Origin of the sequence: Nocardioides sp., from assembly GCF_041393715.1 — a bacterium.
In the GTDB taxonomy this organism is placed as follows: Bacteria; Actinomycetota; Actinomycetes; order Propionibacteriales; family Nocardioidaceae; genus Nocardioides.
Genome location: NZ_JAWKJQ010000003.1, coordinates 44,009 through 56,721, shown reverse-complemented (window position 1 = coordinate 56,721; position 12,713 = coordinate 44,009). Strand labels below are relative to the sequence as shown.

12 protein-coding genes and 1 pseudogene are annotated in these 12,713 nt (G+C 70.4%); 5 read left to right on the top strand and 8 right to left on the bottom strand.

The genetic code is table 11. From position 1 onward, the window contains the following. Genes R2740_RS05645 through R2740_RS05630 form a run of 4 tightly spaced genes read right to left on the bottom strand, consistent with a single transcriptional unit; the run spans position 1 to position 3,992 of the window. Positions 1-807 (bottom strand): ABC transporter permease, encoded by an 807-nt coding sequence (locus R2740_RS05645; protein ID WP_371301720.1) that lies wholly within the window; start codon positions 805-807, stop codon positions 1-3. Then, positions 804-1,664 (bottom strand): ABC transporter permease, encoded by an 861-nt coding sequence (locus R2740_RS05640; protein ID WP_371301719.1) that lies wholly within the window; start codon positions 1,662-1,664, stop codon positions 804-806. The genes R2740_RS05645 and R2740_RS05640 overlap by 4 nt, the downstream gene beginning before the upstream one ends. Continuing rightward, positions 1,661-2,806, bottom strand: a complete 1,146-nt coding sequence (locus R2740_RS05635; RefSeq protein WP_371301718.1) for an ABC transporter ATP-binding protein — start codon at positions 2,804-2,806, stop codon at positions 1,661-1,663. The genes R2740_RS05640 and R2740_RS05635 overlap by 4 nt, the downstream gene beginning before the upstream one ends. A 4-nt stretch (positions 2,807-2,810) precedes the next feature. Beyond that, entirely contained in the window at positions 2,811-3,992 is a 1,182-nt protein-coding gene (locus R2740_RS05630) for a spermidine/putrescine ABC transporter substrate-binding protein (RefSeq protein ID WP_371301717.1), read from the bottom strand. Between the two features lie 157 nt (positions 3,993-4,149). Here R2740_RS05630 and R2740_RS05625 point away from each other — a divergent pair, with 157 nt between their 5' ends. The 5 genes from R2740_RS05625 to R2740_RS05605 all read left to right on the top strand — a co-directional run bounded on the left by R2740_RS05625 (position 4,150) and on the right by R2740_RS05605 (position 8,753). After that, positions 4,150-4,629: an Lrp/AsnC family transcriptional regulator gene (locus R2740_RS05625; RefSeq protein WP_371301716.1), complete on the top strand. Its 480-nt coding sequence runs from the start codon at positions 4,150-4,152 to the stop codon at positions 4,627-4,629. Beyond that, the gene (locus R2740_RS05620) at positions 4,614-6,020 is read left to right on the top strand and encodes an NAD(P)/FAD-dependent oxidoreductase (RefSeq protein WP_371301715.1); all 1,407 of its coding nucleotides are present in this window, start codon (positions 4,614-4,616) and stop codon (positions 6,018-6,020) included. The genes R2740_RS05625 and R2740_RS05620 overlap by 16 nt, the downstream gene beginning before the upstream one ends. A 178-nt stretch (positions 6,021-6,198) precedes the next feature. Next, positions 6,199-7,113, top strand: a complete 915-nt coding sequence (locus R2740_RS05615; RefSeq protein WP_371301714.1) for a serine protein kinase RIO — start codon at positions 6,199-6,201, stop codon at positions 7,111-7,113. 121 nt (positions 7,114-7,234) lie between these two features. Then, complete coding sequence (locus R2740_RS05610; protein ID WP_371301713.1) at positions 7,235-7,639, top strand: hypothetical protein; 405 nt, start codon at positions 7,235-7,237, stop codon at positions 7,637-7,639. A 34-nt stretch (positions 7,640-7,673) separates the two neighbouring features. Next, a complete protein-coding gene (locus R2740_RS05605) occupies positions 7,674-8,753 on the top strand; it encodes an LOG family protein (protein WP_371301712.1) in 1,080 nt (359 codons plus the stop codon). 880 nt (positions 8,754-9,633) lie between these two features. On the opposite strand, the pseudogene rlmN reads toward R2740_RS05605, so the two are convergent. The 4 genes and pseudogenes from rlmN to frr form a co-directional block, all read right to left on the bottom strand. Beyond that, a pseudogene (gene rlmN, locus R2740_RS05600) lies at positions 9,634-10,756 on the bottom strand (23S rRNA (adenine(2503)-C(2))-methyltransferase RlmN). Between the two features lie 2 nt (positions 10,757-10,758). Further along, on the bottom strand, positions 10,759-11,211 hold the full coding sequence (locus R2740_RS05595; protein ID WP_371301711.1) for a hypothetical protein: 453 nt from the start codon (positions 11,209-11,211) through the stop codon (positions 10,759-10,761). A gap of 74 nt (positions 11,212-11,285) precedes the next feature. Continuing rightward, positions 11,286-12,146: a phosphatidate cytidylyltransferase gene (locus tag R2740_RS05590; RefSeq protein ID WP_371301710.1), complete on the bottom strand. Its 861-nt coding sequence runs from the start codon at positions 12,144-12,146 to the stop codon at positions 11,286-11,288. A gap of 9 nt (positions 12,147-12,155) precedes the next feature. Further along, on the bottom strand, positions 12,156-12,710 hold the full coding sequence (frr, locus tag R2740_RS05585; RefSeq protein WP_371301985.1) for a ribosome recycling factor: 555 nt from the start codon (positions 12,708-12,710) through the stop codon (positions 12,156-12,158). Positions 12,711-12,713: the final 3 nt, after the last annotated feature.

The following is a 12,713-nucleotide window of genomic DNA, read 5'->3' as shown; positions in this document are numbered from 1 at the left end:
TCAGCCGGCCAGTGCCCTGCGCTGGCGGCTGTTGCGCCACTCGCCCAGCAGCACGATGGTGATCGAGATCAGCAGCATCAGGGTGCCGACCACGTTGATCTGCATCGGCACGGTCTTGCGCGAGACGCCCCAGACGTACATCGGGAAGGTCGTGGTGTTGCCGGCGTTGAGGTTGGTGATGATGAAGTCGTCGAACGACAGCGAGAACGCCAACAGCGCCGCACCCAGGATGCCGGGGAACACCAGCGGGAAGGTGACCTTCCAGAAGGTCTGCTGAGGCGTGGCATAGAGATCCATGGCAGCCTGCTCGAGGGTGTCGTTGAGGCCGGCCAGCCTGGCCCGCACCGTGACCACGACGAACGACAGACAGAACATGATGTGGGCGATCAGGATCGTCCAGAAGCCGAGCTGACCGGCGAAGCCGGCGGCCACGAAGAGCGCCAGCAGCGAGGAGCCCATCACGATCTCCGGCGACGCCATCGGCAGGAAGATCAGCAGGTTCATCGCCGACCGGCCGGTGAAGTCGTGGCGCACCAGCGCGAAGGCCAGCAGCGTCCCGAGGATCGTGGACACCAGGGTCGCGGCCAGACCGATGCCGATGCTGCGCCCGAGGGCGTCGCACATGCTCGGGTCGGCGCACGGGTGGAGCCAGTTGTCGAGGGTGAACTGGTTGAACTTGTAGAGCTTGGACTGCTCGCTCGGCGGCTGGTTGAAGCTCATCATCACGACCACGAAGATCGGGATGAAGGTGTAGACCAGGACCGCCAGGCCGAGGATCAGGACGAGGTTCTTGCGCAACCAGGTCACAGCAGCTCCTCCGTCCCCGCGCGGCGCACATAGAACAGCACCATCGCGATGATCATCAGCATCAGCATCACGGACAGGGCACCCGCCGCCGGGTAGTCGTTGGCGTCGGTGAACAGGCTCTGGATCACCGAGCCGATCACCCGGGTGTTGGTCGAGCCCAGCAGCTCGGCGTTGATGTAGTCACCCACCGCGGGGATGAAGGTGAGGAGCGTGCCCGACACCACGCCGGGCAGCGACAACGGCCAGGTCACCTTGAAGAAGCCGGTGATCGGGTTGGCGTAGAGGTCGTTGGAGGCCTCGATCAGCCGGTAGTCGATCTTGTCGATGCTGGCGAACAGGGGCAGCACCATGAACGGCAGGAAGTTGTAGGTCAGACCGGCGATCACCGCCACCGGGGTCGCCAGGATGTGGCCGTCCGGGCCCAGCAGGTGCAGGGTCTTGAGGGTGTTGACGATCAGGCTGTCATCACCCAGCAGCAGCTTCCACGACAGCGTGCGGACCAGGAAGCTGGTGAAGAACGGTGCGATCACCAGCACCAGCATCAGGTTCTTCCAGCGGCCCGCCTTGAAGGCGATGGCATAGGCCAGCACGTAGCCCAGCAGCAGGCACAGCAGCGTCGCGATGCCGCCGTAGACGAGCGCCCGCACCATCGGCCGCCAGTAGTTCTGCAGCGCGTCGGTGTAGTTCTCGAAGTGGTAGGTCATCGAGTAGCCCTTGACGTCCGACCCGCTCGGGTCGAACAGACTCGCCGCCACCAGGGAGTAGAACGGGATCAGGAAGAAGATGACCAGCCAGGCGACGCCGGGCAGCAGCAGGAGATAGCCGGTCCTGCCGCGTTTGCGGACCAGGTCGCTCACGACGCGTCGACCTTCTGTGCGCCGGCGTCGGCCGACTGGCTGTGGTCGAGGAGGAAGGCGTACTCAGGCCGCCACGACAGCTCGACCGGGTCGCCGGCGCGGAACATCTTGCGGTGGCCGGTGTTCTGCTGGAACACCTGCAGCTCCTGTCCCCAGGGCATCCGCACGAGGTACTGCGTGCTGACGCCCACGAAGCTGGCATCGGTGACGACGCCGCCGGGGATGCTGTTGCCGGGTGCGTCGAGCTCCTCGCCGGGATCGCCGATCAGCACCTTCTCGGGACGGATGCCCACCCAGCCGAGCTCTCCGTCGGCATGCGACCGGTCGGCCGGGATCGACACCGAGATGCCCTGCATGTCGACCGTCACCAGGTCGGCGCTGCGACCGGTGAGGCGCCCCTCGATCAGGTTGGACTGCCCGAGGAAGTTGGCCACGAAGGTGGTGCGCGGGTTCTCGTAGAGCTCGGACGGCGAGCCCATCTGCTCGATCACCCCCTGGTTCATCACCGCGACGGTGTCGGCCATCGTCATGGCCTCCTCCTGGTCGTGGGTGACGTGGATGAAGGTGAGCCCGACCTCGGTCTGGATGCGCTTGATCTCGATCTGCATCGAACGCCGGAGCTTGAGGTCGAGGGCGCCCAGCGGCTCGTCGAGCAGCAGCACCTCGGGGCGGTTGATCAGGGCCCGCGCCAGTGCCACCCGCTGCTGCTGACCACCGGACAGCTGCGCCGGCTTCTTGCGGGCCTGGGTGGTGAGCTCGACGAGGTCGAGCATGTCGCTCACCTGCTGCTCGACGCCTGACTGCTTGCGGCGGCGCAGCCCGAAGGCGACGTTCTCGAAGATGTCGAGGTGCGGGAACAGCGCGTAGTTCTGGAACACCGTGTTGACCGGCCGTTGGTAGGGCTTGTCGTGGGTGATGTCCTTGCCCGACAGCGTGATGGTCCCGCCGGTCGGCGCCTCCAGCCCGGCCACCATCCGCAGCGTGGTGGTCTTGCCGCAGCCGGACGGACCCAGCAGGGCGAAGAACGACCCGGTGGGTACGTCGAGATCGAGTGACTTCACCGCGGTGAAGCTCGCGAACTCCTTGGTGAGCGCCCGGAGCCGGAGCCCGTCGAACGCGCCGGAGTCGGGAGTCGCGGTCATTTCCTCAGCCGCCTTGGACATCGGCCCAGTCCCTTTCGTACGCAGTGGCTGTTGCTTCGTCGAGCGACATGAAGCTGAACGTGTTGGCGAGCGTGTCGGCGTCGGGGAACACCAGCTGGTTGCCGACCAGGCTCGGGTCGACCTTCTCCATCGCCTTCTCGGCACCCTCGACGGGGCAGATGTACCAGTTCCAGGCGGCCAGCTTCGCGGCCACCTCCGGCTCGTAGTAGTAGTTCATCCAGAGCTCGGCGTTGGTCTGGTGGGTGGCGAGGTTGGGCACCAGCATGTTGTCGCTCCACAGCGACAGCCCCTCCTCGGGCACGACCCACTTGATGTCGGGGCTCTCCAGCGAGGCCTGGATGACGTCGCCCGACCACGCCTCGCAGGCAGCGATGTTGCCGGAGGCCAGGTCGTTGAGGTAGTCGTTGCCGTTGAAGGACCGGATGTGCCCGTCGTTGACGGCCTGGCGGAGCCGGTCGATCGCGCTCTCCCACTCGCTCTGGTCGAACTCGTCGGGGTCGGCGCCGACGACCTTGAGCATGAACGCCATGGTGTCGCGCATCTCGGTGAGCAGCGTGACCCGGCCCTTGAGGTCGTCGCGGCTGATCAGCTCCTCGAACGAGCCGACCTCGCCGGTCACCTTCGCGTTGTAGGCGATGCCGGTCAGGCCGCTCTGCCAGGGCACGTGGTAGGTCAGGTCGGGGTCCCAGGCCCGGTCCCGGAGCGGCTGGATCAGCCGCTCGGTCACGTTGGGGATGTTGGCGGCGTTGAGGGGCTGGATCCAGCCGAGGCCGATCATCTTGGCGGCCATCCAGTCGGTGAGCACCATGATGTCGCGGTTGATGGGCTGGCAGGCGGCCAGCTGGTTCTTGACCTTGGCGTAGAACTCGGCGTTGTCGTTGACGTCGTCGGTGTAGTCGACGGTGATGCCGTAGCGCTCCTGGAAGACGTTGAACGTCGACGTCTTCTTCTTGCGCGGGTCGATGTACGCCGGCCAGTTGGAGATGATCAGCCGCTTGTCGGTCTCGGAGACGTCGGTCCCCAGGCACTGCCCGGCCTCCTGGATCGCCGGTGCGACGCCGAAGAACGGCAGCTTGAGAGCCGCCACACTCAGCCCCGCGAAGGCCGCACCGCCGGCCACCTTGAGCACGCCTCGCCGACTCGGCCCGATGGGTGAGTCCGCCACCACAACCTCCCCTGCCACTCGGATCGCACGCAGCCTGACATGACCGATGGGTGAATCACAAGGAAATCGCTTGCCCAAACCTCGATGAACGACGAAATCCGCGCGTAACGGGGCTCACATCTTTGACCTACCCCCGTCCGGCTGCCACGATCCACCCATGACCAGGTCATCTCGCGGGGACCGCACACGTGCGCCACTCGACGACGTCTCGAAGGCGATCATCGAGCAGCTGCAGCAGGACGGGCGGCGCTCCTATGCCGCCATCGGCAAGGTCGTCGGGCTCTCCGAGGCCGCCGTACGCCAGCGGGTGCAGCGGCTGATCGAGGCGGGCGTGATGCAGGTCGTGGCGGTCACCGACCCGCTCGAGCTCGGCTTCGCGCGGCAGGCGATGATCGGCGTCCGGATCAACGGCCCTCTCGAGGACATCGCCGAACGGCTCGCCTGCCTGGAGGAGGTCGACTACGTCGTGATCACGGCCGGCTCCTTCGACCTGCTGGTGGAGGCGGTGTGCGAGAGCGACGACCACCTGCTGGAGCTGATCTCCCAGAAGATCCGCACCGTGCCGGGCGTGGAGTCGACCGAGACGTTCATGTACCTCAAGCTGAAGAAGCAGACCTACTCGTGGGGTGTGCGCTGACGAGCCAGGGGCACTACGCGCGACTGAGCCTCTGGCACGAGGCGCCCGACCGGTCGTGGACCCCGCGTGCGCCGCTGCCCGGCGACCGCGAGGCCGACGTGGCCATCGTCGGTGGCGGCTTCACCGGCCTGTGGACCGCCTACTACCTGGCCCGCGCCGACCCGTCGTTGCGGATCGTGGTGCTGGAGGCGGAGGTCGCCGGGTTCGGCGCCTCCGGCCGCAACGGCGGCTGGTGCTCGGCGCTGTTCCCGGCATCCGCCGACCGGCTGGCCACGGTCTCCGCGGCCGGGCGCGACGGGGCGATCGCACTGCACGAGGCGATGCGCGACACCGTCGACGAGGTCGGCCGGGTGGCTGCGGCGGAGTCGATCGCTTGTGACTACGCCAAGGGCGGGACCCTCGTGGTGGCCCGCAGCGCGACCCAGCTGCAGACGGCCCGGGCCGAGGTCGAGCACGCCCGGTCCTGGGGGCGCGGCGAGGACCAGCTGAGGCTCCTCGACGGTCCTGCCGCACGGCAACGGCTCGCGGCCGAGGGGACGCTGGGCGCGACCTTCACCCCTGACTGTGCCGCGCTGCACCCCGCCCGTCTGGTGCGTGGGCTGGCGGAGACCGTCGAGCGTCTCGGCGTGAGCATCCACGAACAGACCAGGGTGCAGGCCATCGAGCCGGGCCGCGCCGTCACCGAGCACGGCGTGGTGCGGGCCGACGTGGTGGTCCGCGCGACCGAGGGCTACACCGCGTCACTGGCGGGCCAGCGGCGAGCCGTGGCACCGGTCTACTCGCTGGTCGTGGCCACCGAGCCGCTGCCGGCCGAGACCTGGGAGCAGATCGGGCTGCGCGAGCGCGAGACCTTCTCCGACCACCGGCACCTGATCATCTACGGCCAGCGGACCGCCGACGACCGACTCGTGTTCGGCGGCCGCGGAGCGCCGTACCACTACGGCTCGCGGACCCGGCCCGGATTCGACCACGACGAGACGGTCCATGCAGCCATCAGGCAGACCCTGGTCGAGCTGTTCCCGGTGCTGCACGACGCCCGCTTCACCCACGCGTGGGGCGGCGCGCTCGGCGTCGCCCGCGACTGGATGGCCTCGGTCGGGCTCGACCGGAGCACGGGCCTCGGCTGGGCTGGCGGGTACGTCGGCGACGGCGTCGCCACCACCAACCTGGCCGGCCGGACCCTGCGCGACCTGGTGCTCGGCGAGGACACCGAGCTGACCCGGCTGCCGTGGGTCGGACACCGGTCCCGCCGCTGGGAGCCGGAGCCGCTCCGCTGGCTCGGCGCCAACGCGGGGCTGCGGGCGATGACCCTCGCCGACACCGAGGAGCGGGTCACCGGACGCCCGAGCCTGATCGCGCGGGCGATGGCACCGCTGCTGGGCGGTCACTGAGCACGCGGAGCGGACCGCCAGACCGCTCGAAAACCGGTTGCCCTCGCGCCCGACGCGCCGCGACGATGGCCGGGAGGCGCCCGCGGCGGCGCCCAGGTGAGAGGAGGGGACATGACCATCGCTGTCCTTGGCCTGCCTTCGCAGCCCACCCCTCTCTCACCTTCCAGGAGCACCCGCGATGACCTCGCCCTGGGGGCGCCAGCCCTCACCCCTCGACCCGGCACAGCTGTCGGGCCTCTTCCCTGACCTTCCGCCCGACGAGCCCGGTCCCGTCGCCCCGGGCTTCGCCTTCGACTATCGGGCCTACGACGACCTCGACGACCCGTCCCAGCGGTGGTCGACCTGGCTGCAGGTCGAGCCGCTCTCCCGTGGTCCCGAGCCCCGTCCCGACTGGGTGGTGACCTCGCAAGGAGCGATCGACACCGAGCTCGGGATCCTCAAGACCGGCAAGGAGGCCGACGTCTTCCTGCTCGAACGGGCCGACCCACACGACCCCGACGGCGGTGTCGTGATGGCGGCGAAGCGCTACCGGTCGCCGGAGCACCGCGCGTTCCACCGGTCGGCGACCTACACGGAGGGCCGCTCGATGAAGCGCTCCCGCGACGAGCGCGCCCTGAAGCGCAAGAGCACCTGGGGCCGCGTCGTCGCCGCCGGGGAGTGGGCCGTCTCGGAGTGGGACGCGCTCAAGCGACTCTGGACGCTGGGGCTTCCGGTGCCCTACCCGGTCCAGATCGACGGCACCGAGATCCTGATGGAGTGGATCACCCACGACGACGAGACCGCGCCCCGGCTCGCCCAGACCCGCCCGTCGGCTCCCCTGCTCGGGTCCTACTTCGAGCAGCTGCGCGACGCAATGGGCCTGATGGTCGGCGCCGGACTGGTCCACGGTGACCTGTCGCCGTACAACATCCTGGCGGCGGGTGACCGGCTGGTGCTGATCGACCTGCCTCAGGTGGTCGACCTGGCCGGCAACCCCAGCGGCCTGGACTTCCTGATGCGCGACTGCGCCAACGTGGTGCGCTGGTTCCGCGCGCGGGGACTGGACGTCGACGAGCACGAGCTGTTCGGCGACCTGGTGGCGCGGGCGTTCTGACGGGTTGGCGCTTCACCATGTGAAGCAGGTGAACCGTCGCTTCTCGTGGTGAACAGGCCGTGTGAAGCGGCGCTTCGCCCACATAACATGATGAACCTCCACCCACCGGAAGGGAGCGCGCGTGCGGCTGCTGGTGGCGACCGGCCGGACCAACGGCCGCGTCGAGGACGACCTCGACGGCTGCGTCGAGGGTGAGCTGGTGCTGATCGAGGAGCCGGGCGAGGGCCACCTGCACCTCGACGACGACTGCGCCTGCCTCCGGACCTTCACCGGCCTCGGGTCCGGCGCCGCGACCACGACCGCGTTGGTCGTCGACAGCGCACTGGCGGAGTCCGACGCCCGCCTGGCGGTGCGGGGCGCCCTGGAGGACCGTGGCCGGATCGACCCCGACCGCACCACCCGCGACGACGCCGAGCGACATGTCGACGAGGCCCTCGCCCGGGTGGTCGCGGTCGCGGAGCACTTCCCGGTCGACACCGTCGTGGGGCGCCGCGGCGAGCGGGTCTTCCCGCGGATCGGCCGCTAGCTAGCGGTTGGCCCCCGCGAGGTAGGTTGCCGCCATGCGACGCACCCGGGGGCGCTCGATCGAGGTCGAGACGCTGGCGGAGTTCGACCGTCGGGTCGCCGCCGGCGCCGGCTCGCTCTCCGGGTGGCACCTGCAGAACCTCGACCTTCGCGAGCGCGGCGCCGTCCTGCGCGACCTGTCGGTCGGAGGGGCGCTGTTCCTCGGCTGCCGGCTCGAGCCCGCCGACGAGGAGTCGGTGCGCGCCCGCGGCGCGGTCGTGTTCCCCGAGGTGCCCGGCTCACCGGTCGACGTCTACCGCGCCTCGCTGTACTCACCCGAGGACCTCTATGACACCGAGCGCTACGCCGACTCCCTCGACGCCCGCGCCTACGCGTGGTCCCGGCAGCCCTCGACGGTCGACCTGACGCTCGCCCAGGCCCTGCACGACCACGCGGTCGACGACGCCCTGACCGCCTGGGTGCGCGGGCGCCGGCTGGTCGGCGTGATGGGTGGACACGCGGTTCGCCGCGGCGAGCCGGCGTACGCCGACGCGGCGAGGCTGGGCCGCAGGCTCGGCGCGGCCCGCGTCGTCGCCACCGGCGGCGGACCGGGGGCGATGGAGGCGGCCAACCTGGGCGCCTACCTCGCCGGGCGGCCCGCCGACGACCTGGCCGACGCGCTCGGTGTGGTGGCCGGCGTACCCGAGTTCCGGCCGGTCGACGCCTGGGTCGGCGCGGCCTTCGAGGTGCTCCGGCGGTGGCCCGACGGGGATGAGTCCCTCGGCATCCCCACCTGGCACTACGGACACGAGCCACCCAACGCGTTCGCGACCTCGGTGGCGAAGTACTTCCGCAACGCCACCCGCGAGGCGATCCTGCTCGAGGTGTGCGACGCCGGGATCGTGTTCCTCCCGGGCGCGGCCGGCACGGTGCAGGAGATCTTCCAGGACGCCTGCGAGAACTACTACGCCGACGAGTCGTCGGTGGCGCCGATGGTGCTGGTGGGTCGCGAGCACTGGACCCACGACGTGCCGGCCTGGCCGGCGCTGCGCCGGATGGCCACCGGCCTCCCGATGGAGCGGCACGTCCACCTCGTCGACTCCGTCGACGAGGCCGCGGACCTGGTCCTGCGCTGACCGGCCCGCCCAGCAGGTCGGCCCAGCGGGTCGGCCCAGCGGGTCCAGCCCAGCAGGCCGGGAACCTCGGGGGCCGGCTGCTCCAGCCCGCTGCCTCGGCGGATCACCGACTGGTCGGTGATCTGACCGGTGTGCACGAAGCCACGCAGCTGGACCCAGTCGTAGGGACCGTAGGGCTGACCGTCGACCACGACGAAGAACGCCTCCGGCTCGGGCGCCGAAGCGGCGGCCGCGGCCGGACTCGGGCTGCCACGCAGCCGCGGCCGGCTCCGGCTGCCACGCAGCCGCGGCGGGCTCGGGCTGCCACGCAGCCGCGGCGGGCTCGGGCTGCCACGCGGCCGCGGCCGGGATGGACCGTGGAGCGACCCCGCTCGCGGCGGCGCTCGGGCCACCCCCGGGATGAACGCCAGCACCGCCACGACCAGCCCGACGACGACGAAGCCGACATCGAGCGGGAAGCCGAACGGCCAGCTGACGTAGGTGAGCGAGTCCATGTCGAGATAGCCGTTCGACTGGGCGACCGACAGATAGACGACGTTCGCCGCGACGACCAGGAGGCAGCTCACCAGAGCCGCCGCCGCCAGCGCCACGCCCGCCGTGCGGCGCCGTGCGGCCAGGACGACGACACCGGCCACACCGCCGAGGACCGCGATGGCCAGGCCGGCGTACCACATCACGTCGGCCGCGAGGAACGCCGGCGTCTGGTCGCCGAGGTAGCTCCACTGTCGGCGGAGCGCGAACACCGTCGTGAGGAGCGCGTAGACCGCCCAGGCGAGGGCAAGGGCGGCGGCGACCATCGTCGCCGTGCCGGTGGGACGTGCGGTGGACATGGGAGGAGGGTAGCGATGCTCAGCGGGCCGCGGACCAGGCGGGGCGCGGCTCAGCGTGCGGTGGCCGCAAGCTGCCCGCAGGCGCCGTCGATCTCCCGCCCCGGGTGTCGCGGACCGTGGTCGGGACTCCCTTGGCCTCGAGCCGGCGGACGAACTCCCGCTCGTCACGCGGGTCGGAGGCGGTCCACTTCGAGCCGGGCGTGGGGTTCAGCGGGATCAGGTTGACGTGCACCCACCCACGCGGCCCGGCCGCGAGGAGTACGTCGGCCAGCAGGTCGGCCCGCCACCCGTGGTCGTTGATGTCCCGGATCAGGGCGTACTCGATCGACACCCGCCGGCCCGTGGTCGCGAAGTAGTGGGCAGCCGCGTCGACCGCCTCACCGACCGTCCATCGCGTGTTGATCGGCACCAGCTCGTTGCGCAGCTCGTCGTCGGGCGCATGCAGCGACAGTGCGAGGGTGACCGGGATGCCCTCCTCGGCGAGCTGGCGGATGCGCGGCACCAGACCGACCGTCGAGACGGTGATGCCGCGGGCCGACATGCCGAGCCCGTCGGGTGCCGCGTCGGTGAGCCGGCGGACGGCGCCGAGCACCGCCTTGTAGTTGGCCAGCGGCTCGCCCATCCCCATGAAGACGACGTTGGACACCCGGGCGGCCCGCCGGGCACCTCGCCCCGAGCCAGCGAGCGGGCGCCCGCGACGACCTGCTCGACGATCTCGGCGGTCGACATGTTGCGCTGCAGCCCGCCCTGCCCGGTCGCGCAGAACGGGCAGGCCATGCCGCACCCCGCCTGCGAGGAGACGCACATGGTCACCCGGTCCGGATAGCGCATCAGCACCGACTCGACCAGCGAGCCGTCACCGAGCCGCCACAGGGTCTTGCGGGTGGTCCCGGCGTCGGCCTCCAGCGTGTGCACCGGGGTCATCAACGCCGGCAGCAGCGAGGCCACCAGCTCCTCGCGGCCGGCCGCGGGCAGGTCGGTCATCTCGGCAGGGTCGTCGGTGAGCCGGGTGAAGTAGTGGCGGGACAGCTGGCCCGCCCGGAACGCCGGCAGCCCGAGGTCGGCCACGACGGCGGCGCGCTCCTCGGCGGTCAGGTCGGCGAGGTGACGTGGTGGCTTCGTGCGGCCGCGCGGCTCGTCGAAGACCAGCGGCAGGGGTGGACGCTCGCTCATGGTCAGGAGGCGTACTTGATCATCAGCCAGAACACGAACGTGCCGACGCCGACGACCACGGCCAGGGCCACCACGATCCCGAAGATCATGTAGCTGCCGAAGCGGCGCGACTGCGGGAACACGATCATCCCGATCGGGATCACCAGGAACAGCAGCACGAACGGGAAGGCCTCCTCGGCCGTCCGCTCCGCGGTGCTGTCGTCGGCGAAGAAGCGGATGGTCGCCATGAACAGGCCGGGGACCACGGTCGCGAAGGCCAGCCCGGAGAAGAAGCCGGCGATCGCGGTGAACGTCGGGTGGTCGCGGTGCCACCAGTCGGGGTGGGCGGCCGGCTCCGCCGCGTCGGGCTCCTCGCCGACGGTGACGGCCAGCGGCGCCTCGGAGTACGCCGGGGCCTCGGCGTCGTCGGCGACGACGAGCGGGCCCTCGGGCTCGGTGGCGGGACTGCGGTCCATGCCGTCCATCGTAGGTGCCCGGGGGCCGCTGACGGCGAATCCGGACGACGGCGCGGCCGACGCCGACCGGTCGCTCAGAACACCAGGTAGTGCAGCGTCAGCCAGACGGGAGCGACCGTGGCCAGCAGCGAGTCGAGCCGGTCCATCAGGCCACCGTGGCCGGGGACGATCTGGCTCATGTCCTTGATGCCGAGGTCGCGCTTGATCACCGACTCGCACAGGTCGCCCAGGGTGGCCATGCAGACCGCGATCGCTCCGAGCAGCAGGCCCACCCACCAGTCACCATCGAGGAGATAGACCACGCACAGCCAGCCGACCACCAGGCAGGCGACCGCCGACCCGGCGAAGCCCTCCCAGGACTTCTTCGGGGAGATCACCGGGGCCATCGGGTGCTTGCCGAACAGGACGCCCGCGGCGTAGCCGCCGATGTCGGAGGCGATGGTCACCAGGATGAAGGTGAGGATCCCCCGGACCCCGTCGTCCCAGCGGTCGAAGTCGACGGCGCCCCCCTCGGCGAGCAGCAGCCCGACGAAGGAGCCCAGGAACGGCACATAGATCAGCGTGAACACCGACGCGGTGGCGTTCTTGACGTAGCCGTCGACCCCGCGGCGCAGCAGCCAGAGCATGATCACCAACGCGGCCACGCCGGTGGCGGTGACCAGCGCGGGGGCACCGAAGAAGTAGGCGACGAAGACCATCGCCACACCGCCGATCATCAGCGGCTGCTCGGGCAGGTCGATGTCCTTGGCCGCCATGCCCTGGCGCAGCTCCCAGACGGCCACGACCACGGCGGCGGCCACGATCAGCATGAACGCGGTCTTCCAGAACGCCAGCGACGCCGCGATCGCGGCGAGCAGCACCACGGCGGAGCCGACCGCGGCCGGCAGGTTGCGGCCCGCGCGTCCGTGGTCGGTCGCGGGCGGGGTGGCGGTCATCTCGGGGCCTCAGACCTCGAGGAGCTCGGCTTCCTTGTGCTTGAGCAGGTCGTCGATCTTGTCGGTGTGCTGCTTGGTCATCCCCTCGAGCCGCTTCTCGGCCGCGGCGACCTCGTCCTGGCCCGCCTCGCCCTCCTTGTCGAGCTGCTCGAGGTCGTGCTTGGCGTGCCGGCGTACGTTGCGGATCGAGACCCGCCCCTCCTCGGCCTTGTGCTTGGCGACCTTGATGAACTCCTTGCGGCGCTCCTCGGTCAGGTCGGGGAAGACACAGCGGAGCACCCTGCCGTCGTTGGCGGGGTTGACGCCCAGGTCGGAGTCTCGGATGGCCTTCTCGATGGCACCGATCGCGGTCATGTCGAACGGCGCGACCAGGATGATCCGCGGCTCCGGCGAGGTGAACGACGCCAGCTGCTGCAGCGGCGTGGGGGTGCCGTAGTACTCCGCCGTGAGCTTGTTGAACATGCTCGGGTGGGCGCGGCCCGCCCGGATCGCCGCGAACTCCTCACGGGTCGCCTCGACCGACTTGTCCATCTTCTCGTCGGCCTCGTTGAGGATCTCGTTGATCAC

What these genes read in the sequence shown, in the direction of transcription:
- R2740_RS05635 (WP_371301718.1), bottom strand. Translation starts at nt 2,806, where the DNA reads ATGACCGCGACTCCCGACTCCGGCGCGTTCGACGGGCTCCGGCTCCGG.
- R2740_RS05625 (WP_371301716.1), top strand. Translation starts at nt 4,150, where the DNA reads ATGACCAGGTCATCTCGCGGGGACCGCACACGTGCGCCACTCGACGAC.
- R2740_RS05615 (WP_371301714.1), top strand. Translation starts at nt 6,199, where the DNA reads ATGACCTCGCCCTGGGGGCGCCAGCCCTCACCCCTCGACCCGGCACAG.
- R2740_RS05605 (WP_371301712.1), top strand. Translation starts at nt 7,674, where the DNA reads ATGCGACGCACCCGGGGGCGCTCGATCGAGGTCGAGACGCTGGCGGAG.
- R2740_RS05595 (WP_371301711.1), bottom strand. Translation starts at nt 11,211, where the DNA reads ATGGACCGCAGTCCCGCCACCGAGCCCGAGGGCCCGCTCGTCGTCGCC.
- R2740_RS05590 (WP_371301710.1), bottom strand. Translation starts at nt 12,146, where the DNA reads ATGACCGCCACCCCGCCCGCGACCGACCACGGACGCGCGGGCCGCAAC.